Origin of the sequence: Algiphilus sp., from assembly GCF_023145115.1 — a bacterium.
In the GTDB taxonomy this organism is placed as follows: Bacteria; Pseudomonadota; Gammaproteobacteria; order Nevskiales; family Nevskiaceae; genus Algiphilus.
Map to the genome: position 1 here is coordinate 1 of NZ_JAGLEJ010000001.1, position 25,129 is coordinate 25,129.

The 25,129-nt window shown below is 70.2% G+C and carries 20 protein-coding genes; 17 read left to right on the forward strand and 3 right to left on the reverse strand.

Annotated elements, in window-relative coordinates:
• Positions 1–545: 545 nt before the first annotated feature.
• From urtA to lipA, 8 genes are all read left to right on the forward strand, one after another.
• Positions 546–1,838, forward strand: coding sequence for an urea ABC transporter substrate-binding protein (urtA, locus tag KAH28_RS00005; protein ID WP_290573706.1), 1,293 nt, complete (start codon positions 546–548; stop codon positions 1,836–1,838).
• A 76-nt stretch (positions 1,839–1,914) separates the two neighbouring features.
• Positions 1,915–3,636: an urea ABC transporter permease subunit UrtB gene (urtB, locus tag KAH28_RS00010; RefSeq protein WP_290573707.1), complete on the forward strand. Its 1,722-nt coding sequence runs from the start codon at positions 1,915–1,917 to the stop codon at positions 3,634–3,636.
• 2 nt (positions 3,637–3,638) lie between these two features.
• On the forward strand, positions 3,639–4,748 hold the full coding sequence (urtC, locus tag KAH28_RS00015; RefSeq protein ID WP_290573709.1) for an urea ABC transporter permease subunit UrtC: 1,110 nt from the start codon (positions 3,639–3,641) through the stop codon (positions 4,746–4,748).
• Complete coding sequence (urtD, locus tag KAH28_RS00020) at positions 4,745–5,578, forward strand: urea ABC transporter ATP-binding protein UrtD (RefSeq protein WP_290573711.1); 834 nt, start codon at positions 4,745–4,747, stop codon at positions 5,576–5,578. Before urtC ends, urtD begins: the two co-directional genes overlap by 4 nt.
• On the forward strand, positions 5,571–6,275 hold the full coding sequence (gene urtE / locus KAH28_RS00025) for an urea ABC transporter ATP-binding subunit UrtE (protein ID WP_290573713.1): 705 nt from the start codon (positions 5,571–5,573) through the stop codon (positions 6,273–6,275). The genes urtD and urtE overlap by 8 nt, the downstream gene beginning before the upstream one ends.
• 169 nt (positions 6,276–6,444) lie before the next feature.
• Entirely contained in the window at positions 6,445–7,242 is a 798-nt protein-coding gene (locus KAH28_RS00030) for a GNAT family N-acyltransferase (protein WP_290573715.1), read from the forward strand.
• 4 nt (positions 7,243–7,246) lie between these two features.
• Positions 7,247–8,086, forward strand: coding sequence for a lysophospholipid acyltransferase family protein (locus tag KAH28_RS00035; protein ID WP_290573717.1), 840 nt, complete (start codon positions 7,247–7,249; stop codon positions 8,084–8,086).
• 76 nt (positions 8,087–8,162) lie between these two features.
• Positions 8,163–9,113 carry a lipoyl synthase gene (gene lipA, locus KAH28_RS00040; RefSeq protein ID WP_290573868.1) on the forward strand — a complete coding sequence of 317 codons (951 nt, stop codon included), beginning with the start codon at positions 8,163–8,165 and terminating at the stop codon, positions 9,111–9,113.
• Positions 9,114–9,122: 9 nt separating this feature from the next.
• Here the strand turns inward: lipA and atzF are convergent, their stop codons facing one another.
• Both atzF and KAH28_RS00050 read right to left on the reverse strand, forming a co-directional pair.
• Entirely contained in the window at positions 9,123–10,964 is a 1,842-nt protein-coding gene (gene atzF / locus KAH28_RS00045) for an allophanate hydrolase (RefSeq protein WP_290573718.1), read from the reverse strand.
• Between the two features lie 277 nt (positions 10,965–11,241).
• Positions 11,242–11,913 carry a GntR family transcriptional regulator gene (locus tag KAH28_RS00050; protein ID WP_290573720.1) on the reverse strand — a complete coding sequence of 224 codons (672 nt, stop codon included), beginning with the start codon at positions 11,911–11,913 and terminating at the stop codon, positions 11,242–11,244.
• A gap of 204 nt (positions 11,914–12,117) precedes the next feature.
• Between KAH28_RS00050 and KAH28_RS00055 the strand changes: the two genes are divergently transcribed.
• From KAH28_RS00055 to KAH28_RS00095, 9 genes are all read left to right on the forward strand, one after another.
• On the forward strand, positions 12,118–13,692 hold the full coding sequence (locus tag KAH28_RS00055; RefSeq protein WP_290573721.1) for a gamma-glutamyltransferase: 1,575 nt from the start codon (positions 12,118–12,120) through the stop codon (positions 13,690–13,692).
• 12 nt (positions 13,693–13,704) lie between these two features.
• Positions 13,705–14,493, forward strand: a complete 789-nt coding sequence (locus KAH28_RS00060; RefSeq protein WP_290573723.1) for a sulfite exporter TauE/SafE family protein — start codon at positions 13,705–13,707, stop codon at positions 14,491–14,493.
• A 44-nt stretch (positions 14,494–14,537) separates the two neighbouring features.
• Entirely contained in the window at positions 14,538–15,119 is a 582-nt protein-coding gene (locus KAH28_RS00065) for an ureidoglycolate lyase (protein ID WP_290573725.1), read from the forward strand.
• A 1-nt stretch (position 15,120) separates the two neighbouring features.
• Positions 15,121–16,221 (forward strand): ring-opening amidohydrolase, encoded by a 1,101-nt coding sequence (locus KAH28_RS00070; RefSeq protein WP_290573727.1) that lies wholly within the window; start codon positions 15,121–15,123, stop codon positions 16,219–16,221.
• Positions 16,222–16,363: 142 nt separating this feature from the next.
• Positions 16,364–17,686: an NCS2 family permease gene (locus tag KAH28_RS00075; RefSeq protein WP_366918096.1), complete on the forward strand. Its 1,323-nt coding sequence runs from the start codon at positions 16,364–16,366 to the stop codon at positions 17,684–17,686.
• A gap of 37 nt (positions 17,687–17,723) precedes the next feature.
• Positions 17,724–18,842 carry a nucleoside hydrolase gene (locus KAH28_RS00080; protein ID WP_290573732.1) on the forward strand — a complete coding sequence of 373 codons (1,119 nt, stop codon included), beginning with the start codon at positions 17,724–17,726 and terminating at the stop codon, positions 18,840–18,842.
• Positions 18,843–19,008: 166 nt separating this feature from the next.
• A complete protein-coding gene (gene xdhA, locus KAH28_RS00085) occupies positions 19,009–20,469 on the forward strand; it encodes a xanthine dehydrogenase small subunit (protein ID WP_290573734.1) in 1,461 nt (486 codons plus the stop codon).
• Positions 20,469–22,790: a xanthine dehydrogenase molybdopterin binding subunit gene (gene xdhB, locus KAH28_RS00090; protein WP_290573736.1), complete on the forward strand. Its 2,322-nt coding sequence runs from the start codon at positions 20,469–20,471 to the stop codon at positions 22,788–22,790. Before xdhA ends, xdhB begins: the two co-directional genes overlap by 1 nt.
• On the forward strand, positions 22,787–23,806 hold the full coding sequence (locus KAH28_RS00095) for an XdhC family protein (RefSeq protein ID WP_290573738.1): 1,020 nt from the start codon (positions 22,787–22,789) through the stop codon (positions 23,804–23,806). The genes xdhB and KAH28_RS00095 overlap by 4 nt, the downstream gene beginning before the upstream one ends.
• Positions 23,807–23,968: 162 nt before the next feature.
• Here KAH28_RS00095 and KAH28_RS00100 read toward each other — a convergent pair whose 3' ends face one another.
• A complete protein-coding gene (locus KAH28_RS00100) occupies positions 23,969–25,105 on the reverse strand; it encodes a nucleoside hydrolase (RefSeq protein ID WP_290573740.1) in 1,137 nt (378 codons plus the stop codon).
• Between the last annotated feature and the right edge of the window lie 24 nt (positions 25,106–25,129).

The window sequence follows — 25,129 nt, forward strand, 5'->3', positions numbered from 1 at the left end:
GAGACAGGACGTCGAGCAAGGGTGATCAGGACAGGGATGTCCTGTTCGTCCGTGCCCCCGAGCACGACTCCCGGGCCGGGCACCTGCCGCGCCGGAGGCGCGGTAGGCCACCCGTGCGGCACCATGGCCTTGGCTACTTTGGCCGTAACCAAAGTAGTCCGCGCCGGTCGAGCGGCAACATTCGGTAGCGCTTTCGCTCCGAGGCGCGGAACCCGGGAGCACGACCGGGTCAACGAGGAAGAATCAAGCGCCGAGACTCCGAGGCGCGGAACCTGCGAGCACCAACGGGGCAACAAACACGCCGCAAGCACCAAGCGTACGAAGCACACCCCCCCGCTACGTCAAATACCCCATACCGACCCCCGCCCCCGCTTCCTAGTCTGAATCCCGACGGACATGCCCCGTTCCGGAGCATGTCTGGGGGGATCCGGAGGGGATGCGCTCTCCGGAGCCGGTCATCCGTCGCGTATGGCGGCTGGCCGGTTCCGGGCCATTCCGGCGCATCACCGCCGACGAACACTACGTCGCAATCAGGGAGTAACCGCATGTTTCGCAAGTCACCGCTTCGCCTGCTGAGCGCCGCCGCGCTCGGCCTGGGCCTCGTCTCCGGCAGCGCGCTGGCCGAGGACGACACCATCAAGGTCGGCGTGCTGCATTCGCTGTCCGGCACCATGGCCATCAGCGAGACCACGCTGAAGGACACCGTGCTCATGCTCATCGAGGAGCAGAACGCCAAGGGCGGGCTGCTCGGCAAGAAGCTGGAGCCGGTGGTGGTCGATCCGGCCTCGAACTGGCCGCTGTTCGCCGAGAAGGCGCGCGAGCTGATCTCCAAGGAGAAGGTCGACGTCATCTTCGGCTGCTGGACCTCGGTGTCGCGCAAGTCCGTGCTGCCGGTGGTCGAAGAGCTCAACGGGCTGCTGTTCTACCCGGTGCAGTACGAGGGGGAGGAGTCCTCGCGCAACGTCATCTACACCGGCGCGGCGCCGAACCAGCAGGCGATTCCGGCCGTGAACTACCTGATGAACGACATCGGCGTCGAGCGCTGGGTGCTGGCCGGCACCGACTATGTCTACCCACGCACCACCAACAAGATCCTCGAGCAGTACCTCAAGGATCAGGGCGTGGCCGACGCGGACATCATGATCAACTACACGCCCTTCGGCCATTCCGACTGGCAGAGCATCGTCTCGGAGATCAAGGCCTTCGGCTCGGCGGGCAAGAAGACGGCGGTGGTCTCGACCATCAACGGCGACGCCAACGTGCCGTTCTACAAGGAGCTCGCCAACCAGCAGATCTCGGCCGAGGATATCCCGGTGGTCGCGTTCTCGGTCGGCGAGGAGGAGCTCTCCGGCATCGACACCGGCCCGCTGGTCGGTCATCTGTCGGCGTGGAACTACTTCCAGAGCATCGATACCGATGCCAACGAGGCCTTCATCGACAGCTGGCACGCCTTCATCGGCAACGATGAGCGCGTCACCAACGATCCGATGGAGGCGCACTACATCGGCTTCAATCTCTGGGCCAAGGCGGTGGAGAAGGCCGGCACCACGGACATCGACACCGTCATCGACACGCTGCCGGGTCTGTCGGTCCCGAACCTGACCGGCGGCACCGCCGAGCTGCTGCCCAACCACCACATCACCAAGCCGGTCTACATCGGCGAGATCGAGGACGACGGTCAGTACGCGGTGGTCTGGGAGACCGACGAGGAAGTGCCGGGCGATGCGTGGTCCGACTTCCTGCCCGAGAGCGCCAAGATCAAGGCCGACTGGGTGGAGCTGGAATGCGGCAACTACGACACCGCGAGCGGTGAATGCTCGGGCCAGAACTACGAGTAGACGCCTGACGCGGCAGACACGGGCCGGCGCCGTCGAGCGGCGCCGGCCTCTTTACGCTCTCTCCACGGAAATCATCATGTTCCGGGTCGCATTCCCTCACATCCCGTCGCCCCGCGCACGCAGCGGCTGGCTGGTCCTGGCGGCCTGCCTGCTCGCGGTCGCGGCGACGACACCGGTGCACGGACAGGCACCGGAACCGGTACCGGAAACGCCCGCCACGGCGGTGGCTCCGGAAGACCCGGACGCGGTGTTCGCCGGACGCGTCGCGGCGCTGGCGGAGGCCAGCTTCGGCGAGAAGCGCGACATCGTCGATGCCCTCACCGCCGGGCGCCATCCGCACGCCCGCGAGCTGCTCGCGGCCTTCGGCGACAAGCGCCTGTTCGCGCGCGAATCCGACGGCAAGGTCTTCATCGCCGTCGCAGAACGCGACGACACGCTGGTGCTGAAGGATCCGCTCACCCTCGAGACGGCCGGCGAGGCCGACGAGGACGACTTCGACGACGTGCGCACCAACAACGGCCTGCGCAAGCACATCCGCGGCGCGCTGGCGCGCTTCGATCTCGACGCCGACGACGCCGCCACCCGCGCGGCGGCGGTGACCACCCTCACCGACCAACTCGACGCGCCCACCGTCGCCGCGCTGCGCGCGCGGCTCGACGACGAGCCCGACGACGGCATCCGCGATCAGATCGGGGTCGCGCTGGCGATCGCCGATCTCGACGCCGAATCGGCCGACACGCGCCTGGCCGCGGTCGAGCGGCTCAAGGGCGTGCAGACCAACCTGGTCTACAACCGCATCCGCGATCTCGCGCGCACCGACAGCGACGGCAAGCCGCTGGAACCGGATGCCCGCGTGCACGAGGCGGCGGCGCAGCATGTCGCGCGCATCGACAGCCTGCGCAAATTCTACGGCGCGCTGGAGACGCTGTTCTTCGGCCTGAGCCTGGGCTCGGTGCTGGTGCTGGCGGCGATCGGGCTGGCCATCACCTTCGGCGTCATGGGCGTCATCAACATGGCGCACGGCGAGCTCATCATGCTCGGCGCCTACACCACCTACGTCATGCAGCTGCTGCTGCCCGATCAGATCGGGCTGGCGGTGCTGCTGGCGATCCCGGCCGCCTTCGTCGTCTCCGGCCTGGTCGGCATCGCCATCGAGCGCGGGGTCTGCCGCTTCCTCTACGGGCGGCCGCTGGAGACGCTGCTGGCGACCTTCGGTCTCAGCCTGGTGCTGCAGCAGACGGTGCGCTCGATCTTCTCGCCGCTCAACCGCTCGGTGGCAACGCCGGACTGGATGAGCGGGCTGATCCGCTTCAACGACTTCTTCGCCATCACCGCCAACCGGCTCTACATCGTGGTGTTCACGCTGATCGTGTTCGCGCTGCTGATGGCGGTCATGCAGCGCACCTCGCTGGGTCTGAACGTGCGCGCGGTGTCGCAGAACCGGCAGATGGCGCGCGCCATGGGCATCCGCAGCGAGCGCGTCGACGCGCTGACCTTCGGACTGGGCTCGGGCATCGCCGGCATCGCCGGGGTGGCGCTGTCGCAGCTCACCAACGTCGGCCCCAACCTCGGCCAGAGCTACATCATCGACTCCTTCATGGTGGTGGTATTCGGCGGCGTCGGGAACCTGTGGGGGACGCTGGTCGGCGGCATGACGCTGGGCGTGCTCAACAAGCTGCTCGAGCCTTGGAGCGGCGCCGTGCTCGCCAAGATCCTGGTGCTCGTGTTCCTGATCCTGTTCATCCAGCGGCGCCCGCGGGGTCTCTTCCCGCAGAAGGGCCGCGCGGCGGAGGGCTGACCATGACGAATCGTCAAGGCCCGATCCTCGCCCGTCTGCTGGGCGACCGCGGCAGCTGGATCTTCCTGGTCGTGCTCGCGGCGCTGGTCGTGGTGGTACCGGTGTGCAACCTCGCCGTGGCGGAGAGCAGCGCGCTGCACGTGTCCGACTACATGGTGGCGCTGCTCGGCAAGTACCTGACCTACGCGCTGCTGGCGGTGGCCATCGACCTGATCTGGGGCTACTGCGGCATCCTCAGCCTCGGCCACACCGCCTTCTTCGCGCTGGGTGGCTATGCCATGGGCATGTACCTGATGCGCCAGATCGGCGACCGCGGCGTCTACGGCAATCCGCTGCTGCCGGACTTCATGGTGTTCCTCAACTGGGACGCGCTGCCCTGGTACTGGCACGGCTTCGACCAGTTCTGGTTCGCGGCGCTGATGGTGCTGGTCGCACCCGGCGCGCTGGCGCTGATCTTCGGCTGGCTGGCATTTCGTTCAAGAGTCACCGGCGTCTACTTCGCGATCATCACGCAGGCGCTGACCTATGCGCTGATGCTCGCCTTCTTCCGCAACGAGATGGGCTTCGGGGGCAACAACGGTCTGACCGACTTCAAGGACCTGCTGGGCTTCGATCTGCAGGCCGACGGCACCCGAGTCGGACTGTTCGTGGCCTCCGGCATCGCGCTGGCGCTGGGCTTCCTGATCGGGCGCTTCATCGTCACCTCGCGCGCGGGGCGCGTGCTGGAGGCGATCCGCGATGCCGAGAGCCGCACGCGCTTCACCGGCTACCGCGTCGAGCTGTACAAGGTCTGGATCTTCACGGTCTCGGCGATGCTTGCCGGCGTGGCGGGCGCGCTCTACGTACCGCAGGTGGGCATCATCAATCCCAGCGAGTTCTCGCCCATCGCCTCGATCGAGGCAGTGGTATGGGTCGCCGTCGGCGGCCGCGGCACGCTGTTCGGTGCCGCGCTCGGCGCTGGACTGGTCAACTTCGCCAAGACCTGGTTCACGGCCAGCTTCCCGGAGGTCTGGCTCTACGCGCTGGGCGCGCTCTTCGTCGTGGTCACGCTGTTCCTGCCGAGGGGTGTGGTCGGCCTGCTCGGCATGCTGAAGCGGAGGAAATCGTCATGAAGCTGCCCGCACCGCTGGAGGCCTTCGCGGACCGCTCGCGGGTCTTCGACTTCGTCAACCGCGCATCCGGCAGTTCGCGCACCGACCTGCGTCACGGCACCGTGCTCTACGTCGAGGACGTCACGGTCAGCTTCGACGGCTTCCGGGCGCTCAACGCGCTGACGCTGTACGTCAACGCCGGCGAGCTGCGCTGCATCATCGGGCCCAACGGCGCCGGCAAGACCACGATGATGGACGTCATCACCGGCAAGACGCGACCCGACACCGGCAGCGCCTGGTTCGGCCAGGACCACAACCTGCTGACCATGGACGAGCCCGGGATCGCGCAGGCGGGCATCGGGCGCAAGTTCCAGAAGCCGACCGTGTTCGAGCACCACAGCGTGCACGAGAACCTCGAGCTCGCCATGGCGGGCGACCGCGGCGTCTGGAAGGTGCTGTTCGCGAAGCTGACCGCGGACCAGGCCGCGCACATCGACGAGACCCTGGACCTGGTCGGCCTCGGCGCCGAGCGCGATGTCATCGCCGGATCGCTGTCGCACGGCCAGAAGCAGTGGCTCGAGATCGGCATGCTGCTGATGCAGGAACCCGAGCTGCTGCTGGTCGACGAGCCGGTCGCCGGCATGACGCCGCAGGAGGTCGAGCGCACCGCCGAGCTGCTGCAGCGGCTCGCCGGCAAGCGCTCGGTGGTGGTGGTCGAGCACGACATGGAGTTCGTGCGCTCCATCGCCCGCACCGTCACCGTGCTGCACGAGGGCAGCGTCCTGGCCGAGGGCTCGATGGACGAGGTGCAGAACGACCCACGCGTGATCGAGGTATATCTCGGTGAGTGAGACCAGTCTCCAGCTTCGCGGGCTGAACCAGTTCTACGGTGGCAGCCACATCCTATGGGACGTCGACATGACCGTCCCGAAGGGCGCCATCACCTGCCTGATGGGACGCAACGGCATGGGCAAGACGACGCTGCTGAAGTGCGTCATGGGCCTGCTGCCGGCCAGCGGCGCGATCCACTTCGGCGACGCCGACATCACCCGCATGGCAGCCGACCGGCGCGCCGCGATGGGCATCGGCTACGTGCCGCAGGGGCGCGAGATCTTCCCGCAGCTCACCGTTGCCGAGAACCTTCAGCTCGGCGTCAACGTGCGCAGGGACCGCTCGGCCGACGCCCTGGAGCGCATCTTCGCGCTGTTCCCGGTGCTCAAGAGCATGCTCAAGCGGCGCGGCGGCGATCTCTCGGGCGGCCAGCAGCAGCAGCTCGCCATCGGGCGCGCGCTCGTCTTCGAGCCCAGTCTGCTGATCCTCGACGAGCCCTGCGAGGGCATCCAGCCCAACATCGTGGCCGAGATCGGCGACACGCTGATCAAGCTCAACCGCGAGGAGGGCCTGAGCGTGCTGCTGGTCGAGCAGAAGCTGCCCTTCGCGCGCCGCGTCGCCGACGCCTTCCGCATCCTGGAAAAGGGGCGGCTGGTGGCCGAGGGCGGCATCGACGGACTGACCGATGACATCGTGCGGAAGCACCTGAGCGTATAGCGGCAACACCCGCGGGGCGCGGAAAGGCGGCGCGCAGCACGGCGCCGCGACCCGGCGGACCGGGGACGCAGCGCCCTACCCGTGCGTCATCAAAAGTTCACGACGCTGTCACGGTGCATCAACGGCCGGTTCATAGAGTGCGCGGATATTGCCCTTGCGGTCCCGCACCATGCCCTCAGCCCGTCTCTCCGCAGACCTCCCCGCCGCCAACCGCTTCTCGGTCGCGCTCGCCGGCAGCGCCGACGAGATCGCGGAAAGCCAGCGCCTGCGCTACCGCGTCTTCGCCGGCGAGCTCGGCGCGCAGATCGACGACGGCGGAACCGGCCTCGACCGCGACCGCTACGACGAGCACTGCCGCCACCTGCTGGTCCGCGACACCGTCAGCGGCGACGTGGTGGCGAGCACCCGGCTGCTCGACGATGTGCAGGCCGCGGCGGCGGGCGGATTCTACTCAGCCGGCGAGTTCGATCTGGAGATGATCCACGGCCTGCACGGGCGCGTGCTGGAGATCGGCCGCACCTGTGTCGATGCCGACTACCGCAACGGCGTGGTCATCGCCGCGCTATGGCAGGGCATCGCCGCCCTGATCACCGGCGAGGGCTTCGACTACCTCTTCGGCTGCGCAAGCATTCCGCTCGACGACGGCGGTGCGCGCGCGCACGCCATGCTCGAGACCATCCGCGGCCGCCACATGGCCGAGCAGCGCCATCACGTGCGCCCCTATCAGCCGCTGCCGCGCGCGGACCAGGCCGCCGTCGAGGTGGCGTCGACGCCGGTGCGCATGCCGCCGCTGCTCAAGGCCTACCTGAGCCTGGGCGCGCGCGCCTGCGGCGAGCCCTACTGGGACCGCGACTTCCAGTGCGCCGATGTATTCATGCTGCTCAACGTCAGCGAGCTCAATCCGCGCTACGCGCGCCACTTCCTGAAGCGTGCCGACAGCGCATCGGCCAGGCGCCTGGCCGCCTGATCCGGTGACAGACCGGCTGCCCTTCCATCGTGCCGCCTGGCGCGGTGGATGCGTCACGGCGCTGCTGCTGCTGGCGCTGGCGCTGGCGTTGCTGGTGGCTCTCAGTCTCGGGCGTCTGCGACCCGAGCCGCTGGCAGCCTGGTGGCTGCGCCGCCTGCTGACGGTCCTGCACATCGACGTCGTGTGGCACGGCACCCGGCAACCGGGGGCGCGCATGCTCGTGGCCAATCACGTCTCCTGGCTCGACATCGCGGTCATCGGAAGCCGCATGCCCGCGCGCTTCATCGCCAAGCGCGAGGTCCGCGACTGGCCGCTGATCGGCTGGCTGGCCCAGGCCGCGGGCACCTTCTTCATCCGGCGCGGCGCGGGCGGCGCCAAGTCGCTGGTCGAGCGCCTGCAGCCGCACATGCGCGGCGGCGGCCTGGTGGTGCTGTTTCCCGAGGGCACCACCACCGACGGACGCGATGTGGCGCGCTTCCACGCGCGTCTGTTCGATGCCGCCGTTGCCACCGAGAGCGCGGTGCAGCCACTGGCGCTGCGCTACGGCGGCGCTCACGGCGCCGGCATCGCCCCGTTCATCGGCGACGACACCTTCGTGCGCCATCTCGGTCGCGTACTGCGCTGCCCGGGCATGCGCGTCGATGCGACCCTGCCGCCGGCACTGGCTCCCGGCGCCGACCGGGCCACGTTGTGCCGCGAGGCGCACGCCCGCATCCGCGGCATCGTGCTCGGCGAGGAACGGGCCGGACATCGCACCGCGACGGCCTCCGCAAGCGTCCCGAGCACCGATGGCGGGCGAGCGCGCACCGAGACGGGTCTGCGGAGGGCCGGCGGCACGCGTTAAACTGTTCGGTCCACGCATCAACGCGAGACATCGCTTGAGCTCAGCCGTCGAAACCCCGCGCCCGCGCCGCGCACCCATGGCGCCCGGCACCAAGATGAACGCCGCCGACAAGATGGCGCGCATCCCGGTGAAGATCGAGACCACCACGCAGGCCGAACGCAAACCGGCGTGGATCCGCACCCGCATGGGCAATGCGGCCGAGGTCGCGCGCATCAAGTCGCTGCTGCGCGAGCAGAAGCTGCATTCGGTGTGCGAGGAAGCCTCCTGCCCGAATCTCGGCGAGTGCTTCTCCAAGGGCACCGCCACCTTCATGATCATGGGCGACATCTGCACGCGACGCTGCCCGTTCTGCGACGTCTCCCACGGCCGGCCGGATGCGCTCGACCCCGACGAGCCCGCCCACCTCGCCGACACCATCGCGCGACTGGGCCTGAACTACGTGGTCATCACCAGCGTCGACCGCGACGACCTGCGCGACGGCGGTGCCGGGCATTTCGCGGCCTGCATCGACGAGATCCGCGCGCGCTCGCCGGACGTGCGCGTCGAGGTGCTGGTGCCCGACTTCCGCGGCCGCATGGACCCGGCCATCGCGATCTTCAACGATCACCCGCCCGACGTCTTCAATCACAACCTCGAGACCGTGCCGCGGCTCTACCGCCAGGCGCGTCCGGGCTCGGACTACGAGTGGTCCCTGGACCTGCTCGAGCGCTTCAAGGCCACGCACGCCGAGGTGCCCACCAAGTCCGGCCTGATGCTCGGGCTCGGCGAGGAGATCGACGAAGTCGAGCAGGTCATGCGCGACCTCCGCGCGCACGACGTCGACATGCTGACCCTGGGCCAGTACCTCCAGCCCAGCAAGCACCATCACCCGGTGGCGCGCTACGTGCACCCCGAGGAGTTCGCCGAGCTCAAGCGCAAGGGCGAGGCCATGGGCTTCGCGCACGTCGCCAGCGGCCCGATGGTGCGCAGCTCCTACCACGCCGACGAGCAGGCGGAGCCGGTGCTCGCGACCCGCGCGGCAGGCTGAGCGCACCGTCTAGGAGGCGGCGGCGCCCCGCTCGAGGTAGCGCCGCCAGCCCCCGCAGGCGCTGATGTCGGTGGCACCGGTCAGCGCATGGGGCTCGCAGACGAAGCCGTTGACGCAGCGCCCGTCGGCCAGTTCGACGGTGCCGATCGCGAGCGGCGCTGGAATGCCGTCGACGAATCCGCCGAAGCCCTCGCGCGGCACCGCCCAGACCTCGACCTCGATGGCCACGCCGTCGGCGTCGCGCACCATTCCGGGTCGCGGCGGGTCGAAGCCGTCGAGGCTGTACAGGCGATAGCAGGGTGCCGTCTGCGTGCGCTGCTCCAGCACCGCCCCGATGCTCGTCAACTGATGGTTGAGCGGCAGCCCCGCCATGTGGGCGCCGCTCACGCTGAGCAGGATGGCGTCGGGCGGCGCCGGGAAGCGGGGGGTGCTCAGCCCGTCCGGCAACGGCCGCGACGATGCCCCCAGGGGGAGATCCACCGCGCGGTGGAGATCGCTGGCGATCCGGTACAGGCCCTGCTCGCTGAAGGCGGGCGCCGACAGCGTGACGCCGTAGGGCTGCCCCTCGGCGAGGAATCCGGCGGGCACCGCCATCGCGCACAGGTCGAGCAGATTGACGTTGTTGGTGTAGTAGCCGAGCCGGCTGTTGAGTTCCACGGGCGAGGCGGCGATGTCCGCGATCCGATAGGTGGTCGGCACGGTGGGCGTGACCAGGCAGTCGATCCGGTCCCACTCGCCGGCGATGCGACGGCGGATCTCCTGCAGACGGTAGTAGGCGGCAAAGGCGTCGGCGGCGGTGAGCGCCGCGCCGCGCCCGATGATCTCGCGGGTGGGCGCGATCATCGATTCCGGATGGGCACCGAGGAAGGCACGCACCGCCAGATAGCGTTCGGCGATCCACGGCCCCTCGTAGAGCAGGCAGGAGGCCTCGCGGAAGGGCCGGAAATCGACCTGCTGCGGCTGCCCGCCGATGGCGACCAGGCGACGCACCGTGTCCGCGAAGCAGCGCTCGGCATCGGCGTCACCGTAGAACTCGAGATCCTCGTCGCGCGGCACGCCGAAGCGGAAGGCGCTGCCCGGTGCGGCAATGCCGCGGCGCGGCGGGCACGCACGCGCGAAGGGATCGGCGGCGTCGTGTTCCATCGCGATCCGCAGCACCTCGTAGGCATCCTCGACGCACAGCGCGAAGACCGAGACGCAATCCAGCGAGCGGCATGCCGGAAAGACGCCCCGGTTGCTCAGCATGCCGCGCGACGGCTTGAGACCGACGATGTTGTTGAGCGCGGCGGGCACCCTGCCCGATCCGGCGGTATCGGTACCCAGCGCGAAGGGAACGGCGCCGCAGGCGACCGCGATGGCCGACCCCGAACTCGAGCCGCCGGCGATGTAGTCGGGGTTCCGTGGATTGCGGCAGGCGCCGAAGGGCGAGCGCGTGCCCACCAGCCCGGTCGCGAACTGGTCGAGATTGGTCTTGCCGATGAGGATCGCGCCCGCCGCCTGGAGCCGCGCGACCACCCGTGCGCTTTCGGCCGGCATGAAGGTGAAGTCCGGGCAGCCCGCCGAAGTGGGCATGCCCGCGACATCGATGTTGTCCTTGACCGCGAAGGGAATCCCGTACAGCGGCGGCAGCGCGGCCGCGTCGGTGACACGGCGGCGCCGGTCCATCGCGTCCGCGATCGCGCGCAGCTCGTCGGCGGGCACACGATGGATCCAGGCATTGCACGCATCGGCCTCGTCGGCCGCGATCAGACAGCGCTCGATGACCTCGGCGACGCTGGTGCGGTCGTCGGCATAGGCCCGCCGCAGCTCGTCGAGCAGCGGCGGTGTGGAAGCGGCATCGCGTTTCGCCAAACCCCTATCTCCCTCGCGCGGCGCCGGGAATCCGGCCGCCGCCCTGATGGTGTGCCCGGGGTCGACCCGACCGCGCCGACCCGCTTCGCCGCGGCGACCGGTTCCGGGCACGTGCACGGGGTAGCTGCACGAACCGGCACCGGAAGCCGCATACCTAGGCAAGCAAATCCGGTGCCAATTGTATACATCATTGTACGCTACAACTTACCGCGCCCATCATTCGGGCCGCGGGAGCGCGCCCGGCCCCGCCGGGATGCGGGCCGGCGCGATGCGCGCGCTACATCTCCGCCTTGCGGGCGAGCTGACGCAGGGTCAGCGACTTGGCGAAATCCTCGCTGCGCGTGATGTGCGTCGTCATCAGCGCCTTGGCGGTATCGAGATCGCGGCGCAGCAGGCACTGCACGATCTCGTGGTGCTCGGCGTAGGTGCGGTCGATGCGATCGCTGTTGGTGAAGTCGAGCCGGCGGATCACGCGGATCTGGTTGTTCACCTGGCGCAGATAGTGCGCCAGCGCCTTGTTGCCGCCGCCCTCGGCGAGCGCGATGTGGAAGGACTCGTCGCGCGCCTCCATCTTCTCGGAGTTGTCGGTGCGGCCGGTCTGCTCCACCGGATCCCAGGCCTCGCCGAGCGCCTCCAGATCCTCGTCCGACATGGTCGCGCAGGCGGTCTCCAGCGAGAGCATCTCGAGGCTGACGCGCACCCGGTAGTGCTGGGTGAGCTCGTCGATGTCGATGTTGCGCACGAAGCAGCCCTGCTTGGGCAGGATCACGATGTGGCCTTCGTAGGCCAGGCGCTGCAGCGCTTCGCGAATGGGCGTGCGGCTGACCGAGAAGCGCTCGGCGAGCTCGGTCTCGGTGATGCGGCTGCCGGGATAGAGCTCGAAATTGAGGATCATCTCGCGCAGCTTCTCGTGCACTTCCCCGTTGGTGGATTGCTTCGAGCGGGCCAAGTGGGTCTCCTTCTTGCGTTCAACCGGGTGGATGACGCTGCCGACGGCACGATTGTATCCATCCCTGTATGCAGAGAGTATCACCCGATATGGGCGGAGAAATACGTCGTTCGCCCACCCCGGTCACGACGCCCGACGCGGTCCGACTTGTCGGCCGCACCGCAACGGGACACAATGTGCACCACGTTGTATGCAATTGGCTCCATGATGGTTCCTGATCCGGCCGGCGCGACAGCCGCGACCACACCGCATCCGCTGGCGACCGAGCAGGCGCGCGCCGTGCTCGCCGACGATGGCAGCGCCATCGAGGCGCTGGTCGCGGCCGGTGCCGTGCTGGCCGTCGCCTACCCGCACATGTGCGGCCTGGGCGGCGACGCGGTATGGCTGGTCACCGAGCCCGACGGCGCGACCACCGTGATCACCGGCTTCGGCCAGGCCGCGGCCGATCCGGGCGTACCGCCGGTACCGCTCCGCGGACCGGGCTCGGCACTGACCGCGGCCGGCGCCGTGGACAGCTGGTGGCAGGCCCATGCCCACAGCCGCACGCACTGGCGGAGCACGCGGCCGTGGGCGGCGCTGCTCGGCCCCGCCGCCGCCCTGGCGCGCGAGGGCGCGCCGGTGACGGCTTCGCAGCACTACTGGCACACGCAGCGGCGGGACCTGCTGCGGACACAGCCCGGCTTCGGCGCCGTCTTCGAACCCGATGGCCGGGTTCCCGATCCCGGCACGCCGCTGCCCCAGCCGGCACTGGCGGAGACGCTCGACATCATCGCGCGCGACGGCGGACGCGCGTTCTACGAAGGGCCGCTGGCCGATCGCATTGCAGACGGTCTCGGCGCCGCGGGTGCACCGCTCACAGCGGCCGATCTCGCCGGGTGCCGGGCACGCATCGAGCAGCCGCTGGCAATGGCGTACCGCGGCGGCACGCTGCTGGCCGCACCGCCGCCCAGCCAGGGCGCGGCGCTGCTCCAGATCATGGGCCTCTTCGAACGCGCCGCCGATGGACCGGCACCGCCCGAGCGCGCCGGGACACTGCACGTGCTGGCGCGATGCGTGGCCCACGCGCTGGCCGACCGCGACCGCGTCGTCGCCGATCCGGACGCCACCGGCAGCAGCCCGCCGGACATGGTGGCGACCATGCTCGATGCGCGCGTGCTCGACCGGCGCGCGGCCGATATCGGCGGCTTCGCCCCGGCCGCACGCATGCCGCAGGCCGACACCGTGTGGCTGGCCGCCACCGACCGGACGGGCCGCTCCGCCTGCCTGATGCAGAGCCTCTACTTCGACTTCGGCAGCGGCGTCATCGCCGGCGACACCGGTGTGCTGTGGCACAACCGCGGCGCCGCCTTCTCGGCCGATACCGACGCGCCCAACGCGCTGAGGCCGGGCCGGCGCCCGCTGCACACGCTGACGCCGGTCGCCTACCGTCGCGACGGACGTCTGCAGCTGCTGGCGGGCACGCAGGGCGGCAACGGCCAGGCGCAGACCGTCGCGCAGCTGCTGTGGCGGGTCATCGATCTCGGCCTGGCCCCGAGCGTGGCGCTCGCGCGGCCGCGCTTCCTGCTCGGCCCGGGCTTCGAGGACAGCCGCCAGACGCTCAAGCTGGAGGCGGACTTCGGCGAAGCCGTCATCGCCGAGCTCGAGCGCCGCGGCCATCCGGTCGAGACGGTGCCGGCGCGCAACCGCATGATGGGCGAGGCCGGCCTGCTGCAGCTCACCGGCGCCGGTCCGCGCGCCGCCCACGATCCGCGCGGGCCGGGCACGGCCGCGCTCGCCTGAGGAACGCGCGTCATGCCCATCGAGCTGCTCTACCCCCTCGTCGGCGTCGCCACCGGTCTGATCGCCGGCCTGCTCGGTGTCGGCGGCGGCATCCTCATGGTGCCCATCCTGGCCGGCCTGTTCGGGCTCCAGGGCCTGGCGCCCGAGCACACCATGCACCTTGCAGTGGCCACCTCGCTGTCGGTGATCATCTTCACGGCCGCCTCGTCGGCGCGCTCGCATCATGCCCACGGCGCGGTGCTGTGGCCGGTGGTCCGGCGCATGGTGCCGGGACTGATCGCCGGCGCCATCGTCGGCGCGCTGCTCGCCGATGCGGCCTCCAGCACGATGCTGTCGCGCGCCTTCGGGATCGCCGGACTGCTGGTCGCCGTGCAGATGTTCCTCAACCGCCAGCCGCCGCCGACGCGCAGCCTGCCCGGCACGCCCGGGCTGCTCGGCATCTCGACGGTGTTCGGCGCGGTATCGGCGCTGATCGGCATCGGCGGCGGCAGCCTGACGGTGCCCTATCTGGTGTGGTGCAACACGCCACCGGCCAGGGCGGTGGGGACCTCGTCGGTGTTCGGGGTGCCGATCGCTGCCTTCGCCACCGCCGGCTACGTGGCCAGCGGCTGGCACAACCCGGCACTGCCCGACTGGACCGCCGGCTATGTCTACCTGCCCGCGCTGCTCGGCGTCGGTCTGGTCAGCGTGCTGTTCGCGCCGCTTGGCGCACGTCTTGCACACGGGATGCCGGCGGCAACGCTCAAGCGCTGCTTCGCGGTGTTCCTCGCCCTGGTGGGGCTGCGCATGCTCGTCGGCTGACGCGCCCACTTCCTTCTCTGTCCCTGTACCGCAGGAGTCCCCGCATGGCCCATTCAGACGCTTCCGCCTGCACCTACCGCGACATCCCCATGGTCGACGCCACGCCCGAGAACATCGCCGACTACGGCGTCATGTTCGGCGAGCGCGCGCACAAGGCCGGGCTGCCCATCCCGTTCTACAAGGGCAGCGTCGAGGAAGGCGCCAATCTCGACTTCCAGTACCGCGGCCGCGCGGTGGTGCGCATGGCGCGCATCCATCATCGGGCGCCCGAGATCGTGTGGCTCGAACGCCACATGCACATGACGCAGCTCTTCGTCGGGCTGGGCGCCGCGCCCTACGCGATGGTGCTGGGCAAGCCCAACCACGAGCTGGGACGCGACAAGCCCGATCTCGACAGTGTCGTGGCCTTTCGCATGCCGCCGGGCCACGGCGTCATGATCCATGCCGGGACCTGGCACGACTTCCCGATGGCCATCGACGAGTCGATCATGGTCATGACCATGAACTCCGAGGAGGTCGTCAAGACGCTGGCCGCAACGCCGGAGCCAATGGAGCTGGACGACGGCGACGTCTACAAGATCGACGTGCGCGCCCGCACCGGAACGGTCCCGAAGGTGCCGTTCTGACATGCAGGTCCACGCGCAGCGCTTCTACACCGCGGGCCCGTCCGACATCGCCGGCCTCGAGGCAGCGGTCGCCGACGGCACCATCCCGCCCGATCGCATCGTCGCCATCATCGGCAAGACCGAGGGCAACGGCGGCACCAACGATTTCACGCGCGAGCTCGCCACCGTGGCACTGGCCCAGCTCTTCGCCCGCCATACCGGCGAGACGCGCGCCGAGATCGAGGACCGCGTGGTGCTGTCGTTCTCCGGCGGCACCGAGGGCGTGACCGCGCCGCACATGCTGGTGCTGTGGCAGAGCGGCGAGGCGCTGGCCGAGCCCGCGGCGGACAAGCGCCTGGCGATGGCGGTGGGCTACACCCGCGCCTTCTCCGCCGCCGAGACCGGCTACAGCGCCATGGTCGAGGAGACCGCGCGCGTGGTGCGCGAGCTGATGGCGCAGGCACGCATCGAGGCCCCGGAGGATGTCCATCTGGTGCAGGTCAAGGGCGCCATTCCGGCCTACGCGCCCGAGGAGGCCGACGCCGCGATCGCCGCCGGGCGCCCGCTGCGCAGCGACATGGTCCACTCGCGCGGCGCCTCGGCGCTGGGGGTGGGCGTGGCGCTGGGCGAGGTCGATGCCGCGCGCGTCACCGACGACGCCATATGCCGCGACTGGTCGCTGCATTCGGGCGTGGCCAGCACCTCGGCCAAGCCCGGGCTGCAGCGCAGCGAGATCGTGCTGTTCGGCAACTCGCGCTGGTGGGACGGCGACCTGCGCATCGCCCACGGCGTGATGCAGGACATCATCGATCTGCCCGCGATCCGCGGCGTGCTCGACGCACTGGATCTGCCCTGCCCGGACGGCCAGCTGGCACCCGAGTCAGGGGACCGCCTGATCGGCGTGTTCGCGAAGTCGGACGCCGACTACCGCCACCGCATCCGCGGGCGGCGCCACACCATGATCACCGACGACGACATCAGCGACATGCGCTATTCGCGCTGCGTGGTCGCTGCGCAGCTCGCCGGCGTCACCGGCGAGACTGCGATCTATGTCTCGACGCGCGCCGAGCACCACGGCCCGCCCGGCGGCGGACCGGTGGCGATGATCGCGCGCTGCGCCTGAGCCGACGCCGGCCGGTGCCCCCGCGACACGTCCGCCGGGAACGTTCCGGCACGCGCCTTGCTTGCCAGGATAATTGTATACAACGCTGTATCGACCGCGTGCCGCCGGCCGCATCTTCCGCAGGGAGCCCCTCGTGAACCGCATCGCCCGCTACTTCGAGTTCGAGCAGCTCGGGACCAACTTCCGGCGCGAATGCCTGGCCGGCCTGACAACCTTTCTGGCGATGGCCTACATCCTCTTCGTGAATCCGGCCGTGCTGTCGCTGAGCGATGTCGGGGGCGAAGCGGCGGCGCTTGGCATGCCGCGCGACGCGGTGTTCACGGCCACGGCGCTGGCGGCCGCCTTCGGCTGTCTGCTGATGGGCATCGTGGCGCGCTACCCGATCGCGCTGGCGCCCGGCATGGGCCTCAACGCCTTCTTCGCCTACACCGTGATCCTCGGCATGGGCATCCCGTGGCAGACCGCGCTGTGCGGCACCATCATCAGCGGCTGCGTGTTCCTGCTGCTGTCGGTGACCGGCGCGCGCGAGCGCGTGGTCAACGCCATCCCGCTGGAGCTCAAGCACGCGGTGGCCGCCGGGGTGGGTCTGTTCATCGCCTTCATCGGCCTGCAGAACGCCGGCATCATCGTCGACAACGAGGTGCTGCTGGTCAGCCTCGGTCCGTTCGAGAGCGGCGGCACACTGCTCGCGATCTTCGGCGTGGTGGTGACCGTGGTCCTGCTGTCGCTGGGCATCCGCAGTGGGATATTCCTGGGCATGGTGGCGACCGCGGTAGTGGGACTGGTCAGCGGCCAGATCAGCCCGCCGGACCGGCTGGTGGGCGCGGTACCGGGCATCGGCGAGACCTTCGGCGTCGCGCTGACCCATTTCGGCGAACTGCTGAGCTGGGACATGGCGGTGGTCATCCTGACCATGCTCTTCGTCGACTTCTTCGACACCACCGGCACCATCATGGCGGTGGCGAACCAGGCCGGCCTGACCCGCGACAACCGCCTGCCGCGTGCCGGCAGGGCGCTGTCGATGGACGCGGTCGCGACCCTGTTCAGCGGCATCATCGGCACCTCCTCCACGACCTCGTACATCGAGTCGGCGTCCGGCGTCGCGGCGGGCGGCCGCAGCGGCTTCACGGCAGTGGTGGTGGGCCTGCTGTTCCTTGCGGCGCTGTGGTTCTCGCCGCTGCTAGCGGTGGTGACCTCGGCGGTCACCGCGCCGGCGCTGATCGTGGTCGGCGGCCTGATGGTGGCCTCGCTCAAGGACATCGCCTGGGACCGCTTCGAGATCGCGCTGCCCGCCTTCCTCACCATGCTGATGATGCCGCTGACCTTCAGCGTCGCCACCGGCATCGCCATCGGTTTCATGATGTACGCGCTGAGCATGCTCGCCGCCCGCCGCGGCGGCGAGGTGCACCCGGTGATGTACGTCCTGGCCGTGCTCTTCCTGCTCTATCTGGCCTTCCTCCAGTAGGCGGCCGCCCATCCCCATCTCCGCACCGGAACCGCTCATGCCCCGATCCCGTCACCGCGCGGCGCGTGCCGCGCTGCTCGCCGCTCTCGTCCTCTCCGCCGGCGACGTCGGCGCCGGGGAAGGCCGCAAGATCATCGTCGACGACGACGGCTTCAACACCGCGCAGTGGATGGTGGTGATGGCGCCGGAAGCCGAGGTGCTGGGCGCCACCACGGTGTCCGGCAACGTCTGGGCGAAGGCGGCCACCGCCGACGCGCTGCGCAGGCTCGAGATCGCCGGCCGCACCGACATCCCGGTATACGAGGGCGCCACCTACCCGCTGCTCAACACCGAGGCGCGCACCGCGCTCTGGGAGAAGCTCTATGGCCGCCTGATCTGGAAGGGCGCCTGGCACACCGAGTGGGTCGAGCCCACCGAACAGAGCCTGCCCACCTATCACGGTCCCGACGAGGTGCCCGACCACCCCTGGGGCAACCCCACCACCGAGGCGGCGGACCTCATCGCCGCCAACTTCATGATCCAGGCCGTGCGCGAGCATCCCGGCGAGGTCTCCATCCTCGCCACCGGCCCGCTCACCAACCTCGCCCTCGCCCAGCGCCTCGACCCCGAGTTCGCGAGCCTGGCGAAGGAGCTGATCTACATGGGTGGCAGCCTCAACCCGCAGCAGGAGCTGGACAGCGTCGCCGCCGAGCAGTTCGCGCGCGAGTTCGTCAACTCGCCGCGCCGCGAATTCAACATCCGCTTCGATCCCGAAGCCGCCGCCATCGCGCTGCGCGCGCCGTGGAAGCGCATCGTCATGATCCCGGTGGACCCTTCCACCGCCACCGAGCTGACGCCGGAGCTGATCGCGCGCATCTCCGACACCGACACGCTGCTGGCCGAGAAGCTGGCCGAGGCCGAGCCCGGATTCCCGCTGTGGGACATCATCGCGGCCGGCGTCTGGCTCGAGCCCGATCTGATCACCGAATCCGAGGAGCTGTTCGTCGACATCAACACCATGTTCGGCCCGTCCTACGGCGACATGCTGTCGTGGTCGCCGGGCTACGAGCCGGGCCTCGGCGAGCAGCGCCAGGTGGCGGTGCTGGAGGTGGACGTCGCCGCGCTCGAGACCCTGATGGCCGATCTGCTCACCCGCCCCACCCCCGGCGCCGAGTAGCCGCATCGCCGCCGCGCCGGTGCAGACATGCACCGGCGCGGGGAAGCGCTGCGCAGACTTTGTGCATGCAAGGTTGCATGCATTTGTACCGCCGGGCACGGAACTTGCGGCATCGAATGGTGCGAATGCCGGCAGGCAGCCCGGCACACCATCCGTGACGAGGACGATGACCACCCCGAACGACACCACCATCCGCTTCCGACTCGACGGCGAAACCGTCGAGGCAAGCGGACTGCCGGCCACCACCACGGTGCTGGAATGGCTGCGCGACCACGCCGGCCGCACCGGCACCAAGGAAGGCTGTGCCGAGGGCGACTGCGGCGCCTGCACGGTGGTGCTCGGCGAGCGCGACGACGGCGACGGCGTGCGCTATCGCGCCGTCAACAGCTGCATCCGCTTTCTTCCCACCATCGACGGCAAGGAACTGCTCACCGTCGAAAGCCTGCAGGCGCCCAACGGCACCCTGCATCCGGTACAGCGGGCGCTGGTCGACTGCCACGGCTCGCAGTGCGGCTTCTGCACGCCCGGCTTCGTGATGTCGCTGCTCGCGCTCTACCTCGACGAGCCGGCACCGACGCGCGAGCGCGTGCTCGACGCGCTGGCCGGCAACCTCTGCCGCTGCACCGGCTACCGGCCGATCGTCGAGGCAGCGCGCTGCGCCGGCGCCTATCCGGAACCGGCACGCTGGTCGCGCGCCGACGCCGCCGATGCCGCGCGCCGACGCGCCCTCGACGCGCTGGCGCGCGACGCCGATCTGCACCTGCCCGACTTCCACGCGCCGCGCTCGCTGACCGCCCTCGCCGATGCAGTGGCCGCGACGCCGGATGCGCTGCTGCTCGCCGGCGCCACCGACATCGGGCTCTGGGTGAACAAGGACCTGCGCACGCTGCCGCCGTTGATCTATCTCGGCGAGGTGCCCGAGCTGCAGCGCATCGTCTCGGACCCCGACGGCCTGCACATCGGCGCAGCGGTGCCGCTGTCCAGCGCCTGGCCCGCGCTCGTGACGCAACGGCCGGCGCTGGCCGAAGTGGCGCAGCGCTTCGCATCGCCGCCGGTGTGCAACTCCGGCACCCTGGTCGGCAACATCGCCAACGGCTCGCCGATCGGCGACTCGATGCCGGCGCTGATCGCCTGCGGCGCCCGCATCACGCTGCGCCACGGGGATCATCAGCGGGAACTGCCGCTGGAGGATTTCTACCTGGGCTATCAGCGCAAGGATCTGACGCCGGGCGAATTCGTCGAAGCCGTGCACGTGCCGCCGCCGGCCGAAGGCGAGCGCACCGCCTGCTACAAGCTCGCCAAGCGCTTCGACCAGGATATCTCGGCGGTCTGCCTGGGCATCCGGATCGTGCATGACGGCGAGCGCATCGGCGATGCCCGGCTGGCCTTCGGCGGCATGGCGGCCACCCCGGCGCGCGCGCGCCACGCCGAAGCCGCGCTGCGCGGGCAGCCGCTGACGGAAGCCGCCATCGAGGCCGCCGTCACGGCGCTGGCCCATGACTTCGCACCGATCGGGGACATGCGGGCCAGCGAGGGCTATCGCCTGCGCGCTGCCGGCAATCTGCTGCGCCGTTTCCTTCTCGAACAGGCCGGCGCCACGGTACGGCTGGCGGCGGTCGCGGTCTGATGGCGGCCGACACCGCGGTACCGCGCATCGAGACCGGCGCCGGCGCGCATCACGAGAGTGCCCGACTGCACGTTTCCGGCAGGGCGCGCTACTGCGACGACATCCCGCTGCCGGCCGGCACCCTGCACGCCGCCTTCGGCGTCAGCGACTGCGCCCACGGCCGGCTCGAGGCGCTCGATCTCGCCGCGGTACGCGCCGCCCCCGGCGTGGTCGCGGTCATCACCGCCGCCGACATCCCGGGCGAGAACAACTACGGTGGCGTGGTCCACGACGACCCGCTGCTCGCCGCCGACGAGATCGGCTACGCCGGTCAGCCGCTCTTCCTCGTGGCCGCCACCAGCTACGGCGCGGCGCGGCGCGCCGCCACCATGGCGCGCGCCGACATCACGCCGCTCCCCGCGATTCTCGGCATCCGCGAGGCCATTGCAGCGGAGCAGTTCGTCGCGCCCACGCGCACGCTGCGCCGCGGCGATGCCGACGGTGCGCTCGCGGCCGCGCGGCACCGGCTGAGCGGCACCGTCACGATGGGCGGCCAGGATCACTTCTATCTCGAGGGCCAGATCGCCGCGGCGCTGCCGCAGGACGACGGCGGCGTGCTGGTCTACAGCTCAACGCAGCACCCCAGCGAGGTGCAGCACATCGTCGCGCACGCCCTCGGCGTCGCGGCGCACGATGTGGTGGTGCAGTGCCGGCGCATGGGCGGCGGCTTCGGCGGCAAGGAGAGCCAGCCGGCGCTGCTCGCGGCGGCCGCTGCGGTGATGGCGCGGAGCACCGGCCGGCCGGTGAAGCTGCGGCTGGACCGCGACGCGGACATGACCATCACCGGCAAGCGCCACGACTTCCTGGCCGACTACGAGGTGGGCTTCGACGACGACGGACGCATCACCGGGCTGTCGATCATGCTGGCCTCGCGCTGCGGCTATTCGGCGGACCTGTCGCTGCCGGTCAACGACCGCGCGGTGTGCCACCTCGACAACGCCTACTTCCTCGAGCACGTCGCCATCGTCTCGCACCGCTGCCGCACGCATACGGTGTCGAACACCGCCTTCCGCGGCTTCGGCGGTCCGCAGGGAATGATGGTCATCGAGTCCATCATCGACGATGTCGCCCGTCATCTGGGCCGCGATGCGCTCGACGTGCGGCGCACCAATCTCTACGGCGCCGCCGGCCGCGACGTGACGCCCTACGGCCAGACCGTCGAGGACAACGTGCTGCCCGGCCTGCTCGCCGAGCTGGAGGCCACCAGCGAGTACCGCGACCGGCAGCGCCGGATCGCGGTCTGGAACGCCGACAACGCGATCATCAAGCGCGGGCTGGCGATGACGCCGGTCAAGTTCGGCATCTCCTTCACGGCCACCCACTACAACCAGGCCGGGGCGCTGATCAACGTCTATCGCGACGGCAGCGTGCTGCTCAACCACGGCGGCACCGAGATGGGCCAGGGCCTGCACACCAAGGTGGCGCTGATCGTGGCCCGCGAGATGGGCCTGCCGCTGTCGGCCATCCGCGCCTCGACCACCGACACCAGCAAGGTGCCCAACACTTCCGCCACCGCGGCGTCGTCGGGTTCGGACCTCAACGGCATGGCGGCCGCCATCGCCGCGCGCACCATCCGCGAGCGGCTGCGCGAGCACCTCTGCGAGCGCTTCGATGTCCCGCCGCACGCCGTGCGCTTCGCGGACGGGACGGTCCGCGCCGGCGACCACGTCCTCGCATTCGCGGAGGTCTGCGAGTCCGCCTACACGGCCCGCGTGTCGCTGTCGGCCACCGGCTACTACCGCACGCCCCGGATCGACTGGGACAAGAACACCTTCACCGGTCGACCGTTCTACTACTTCGCGTACGGCGCCGCGGTCAGCGAGGTGGCCATCGATACCCTGACCGGCGAGACACGGCTGCTGCGCGTCGACATCCTGCACGACGCCGGGCGCTCGCTGAACCCGGGCATCGACGTCGGCCAGATCGAGGGCGGCTTCCTGCAGGGCGTCGGCTGGCTGACCTCGGAGGAGCTGTGCTGGAACGACGCCGGCCGTCTCACCACGCACGCGCCGTCGACCTACAAGATCCCCACCGCCCGCGACTGGCCTGCCGAGACCCGCATACGGCTGCTCGCCGACGCACCCAATCGCGAGGAGACGATCTACCGTTCCAAGGCGGTGGGCGAGCCGCCCTTCATGCTCGCCATCTCGACCTACCACGCCATCCGCGACGCGGTGGCTCACTGTGGACCGCCCGGGCATCGACCCGAGCTGCGCGCTCCGGCCACGCCCGAAGCGGTGCTCGCCGCCGTCGAGCGCGCCCGCACCGCGACGACGACATGAGCCGCGGATTCTGGGCGGACGTGTCCGCCGCACTGGAGCGCGGCGACCCCGCCTTCGTCGTGCTGGTGGCGGCGCACAGCCGCGGCTCGCCCGGCACCACCGGCGCGCGCATGCTGGTGCGTGCCGACGGCAGCCAGCTCGGCACCATCGGCGGCGGCATGATGGAGCGCAACCTGCTCGCCGAAGCGCGACTGGCGCTGGCCGATCCGTGGCGGCGACCGCGCCTGGTGCCGCTGCGCCATCAACGCCGCGATCCCGCCGTCGTCGGCGCGGGCGAGTCGGGCCTCATCTGCGCCGGCCGGCAGACCAACATCGAGCTGGTGCTGCTGCCCGCGCGCGACGGCCCCGTGGTCGCGCGCCTGGCCGCGCTGGAACGCGACGGCGACCGCGGGCGTTTCATCATCGACCGGCACGGCCTGCGCTGCGACACCGCCGAACCGGATCCCGACGCACCTGCCTGCCGGCTCGAGCACGACGCGGCATGGCGCTACACCGAACAGCTGCTCAACCCGAACCGCATCGCCATCATCGGCGGCGGTCACTGCGGCCGCGCGCTGAGCCGCACCATGGCGTCGGTGGGCTACCACGTCACGGTGTTCGACCGCCGCGCCGAGGTGGCCACCTTCCGCGACAACGACGCCGCCGACCGCCGCGTCGTGGTGCGCGACTATGCCGACGCCGGCGCCGCCATCCCCTACCCGGGCATCACCGACGTGGTGGTCATGACCAGCGATTTCCCGTCCGACGTGCGCGCCCTGCTCGGCTGCGTCGGCCGCGACTTCCGCTTCCTCGGCGTGATGGGCAGCGGCGCCAAGATCCACGCCATCGGCAGCGCCCTGGCGGAGGCCGGTGTCGATGCCGCCGAGCGCCGGCGCATCGAGGCGCCCATCGGGCTGCCCATGAAGAGTGACACCCCGGAGGAGATCGCCATCAGCGTGACCGCTCAGCTGCTGCAGCGGGCACGCGAGCGGCATCAGGCGAACGCGACGGCGCCGCACTCGCACACGGTGGCCTGAAGCGCCGACGCGTCGGATGTACCCGGGCGAAGGCCCGTACGCGCGCACGGGTACCGACCTGGCCGGCCGGTCGACGACGCCGACGATGTGCCGGCGCACGCGACCGTCAGGGTGCTGGCCCGACCTCGATCCACCGCCCGCCGGGACCGCCGCGATACCCCGCTACCGATCCAGGGACCGATTGATGCGCTCGACCAGCATGCGCTCGAACGGCTCGAGCCGGATGTCGCGGACCACCGTCTGCTCGCGCTCGCCGAGCCCGGGACGATGGTCCTCGGTCCACGACAGGGTATTGCCGTAGCCGGCCGTGAAGCTGGTATCGACGTCGATGTAGAGCGGCTCCGAGACCTCGATGAGCGTCGGATCCAGCCAGACCGCGATGCTGAGCTCGTCCCACATCGGCAGGCCGGGCACGACGAAGCGCTCCACGGCATCGGTGAGCGCAGTATCGGCGCGGGTCAGCTCCTCGATGAGATCGGGGCGGAATTCGGTCTCGGTCGACGGGTCCACCGGCACCATGGTGATCTTCCGCCACGGCGCCCGGAACACGATGCTCGCGGCCTCCGGGTCCCAGCGGAAGTTGAACTCCAGGCGCGGCGTGTTGGCGTACTCGTGCGCCGACTGCGCCGCGGCCTCGGTGTCGCGGCGCTGCTGCGGGTTGAGGCTGCCGCCCATGTAGACCAGCTCCTTCGCCTTGGCGGCAAAATCCGGATCCAGGCTCTGGGCGATGGCAAGATTGGTGAGCGGCCCGTTGGCGATGATGGTGACCTCGCCGGGATGGCGATTGACCATGCGCACCAGGAACGCGGCGGCGATATCGTCCGCCGGCTCGGTGGCCGGCTGACCCTCGAGCAGCGGCGGGACGACGTCCGGGTCGGACAGCCCGTCGTAGCCCTCGACGGCGCCGAGCGGCGGCTCGTCCTCCCACGCGCCCTTGAAGACCAGCTCGCCGTGGAGGGTTTCCCAGCGCTCGGTCGCGGCCTTGGAGTTGAGCAGCGGATGCACCGCGCCCGGCACCACCGGGATGTCGGTGCGGCCGGCGATCTCCAGCTTGCGCAGCGCATGCGCCACGTTCTGGTCATGCCAGGCCACGCCGCTGACCACCGTGAAGCCGAGCACGTCGACATCGTCGGACTGCAGCAGCAGGAAGGGACTGACGTTGCTGAAGCCCGTGAAGTCGTCATCGAGAATGACCTTGCGGCCGTCCGCCCAGCCCGGCGCACAGGCGCACAGCATCATCGCTGCGGCCGGCAGCCAGCGTCGCGCCGGTCGCGGCGTGAAGCGTTGTCTTGCTTGCATGAGGAATCCGGTTGCGGTTTGGGG

Bases quoted from the DNA above. Each gene is read 5' to 3' on its own strand.
- KAH28_RS00070 (WP_290573727.1), top strand. From the start codon at position 15,121: ATGCAGGTCCACGCGCAGCGCTTCTACACCGCGGGCCCGTCCGACATC.
- KAH28_RS00095 (WP_290573738.1), top strand. From the start codon at position 22,787: ATGAGCCGCGGATTCTGGGCGGACGTGTCCGCCGCACTGGAGCGCGGC.
- urtD (WP_290573711.1), top strand. From the start codon at position 4,745: ATGAAGCTGCCCGCACCGCTGGAGGCCTTCGCGGACCGCTCGCGGGTC.
- xdhB (WP_290573736.1), top strand. From the start codon at position 20,469: ATGGCGGCCGACACCGCGGTACCGCGCATCGAGACCGGCGCCGGCGCG.
- KAH28_RS00060 (WP_290573723.1), top strand. From the start codon at position 13,705: ATGCCCATCGAGCTGCTCTACCCCCTCGTCGGCGTCGCCACCGGTCTG.
- urtC (WP_290573709.1), top strand. From the start codon at position 3,639: ATGACGAATCGTCAAGGCCCGATCCTCGCCCGTCTGCTGGGCGACCGC.
- urtA (WP_290573706.1), top strand. From the start codon at position 546: ATGTTTCGCAAGTCACCGCTTCGCCTGCTGAGCGCCGCCGCGCTCGGC.
- xdhA (WP_290573734.1), top strand. From the start codon at position 19,009: ATGACCACCCCGAACGACACCACCATCCGCTTCCGACTCGACGGCGAA.
- KAH28_RS00055 (WP_290573721.1), top strand. From the start codon at position 12,118: ATGATGGTTCCTGATCCGGCCGGCGCGACAGCCGCGACCACACCGCAT.
- lipA (WP_290573868.1), top strand. From the start codon at position 8,163: ATGGCGCCCGGCACCAAGATGAACGCCGCCGACAAGATGGCGCGCATC.
- KAH28_RS00100 (WP_290573740.1), bottom strand. From the start codon at position 25,105: ATGCAAGCAAGACAACGCTTCACGCCGCGACCGGCGCGACGCTGGCTG.
- KAH28_RS00030 (WP_290573715.1), top strand. From the start codon at position 6,445: ATGCCCTCAGCCCGTCTCTCCGCAGACCTCCCCGCCGCCAACCGCTTC.
- KAH28_RS00080 (WP_290573732.1), top strand. From the start codon at position 17,724: ATGCCCCGATCCCGTCACCGCGCGGCGCGTGCCGCGCTGCTCGCCGCT.
- KAH28_RS00065 (WP_290573725.1), top strand. From the start codon at position 14,538: ATGGCCCATTCAGACGCTTCCGCCTGCACCTACCGCGACATCCCCATG.
- urtB (WP_290573707.1), top strand. From the start codon at position 1,915: ATGTTCCGGGTCGCATTCCCTCACATCCCGTCGCCCCGCGCACGCAGC.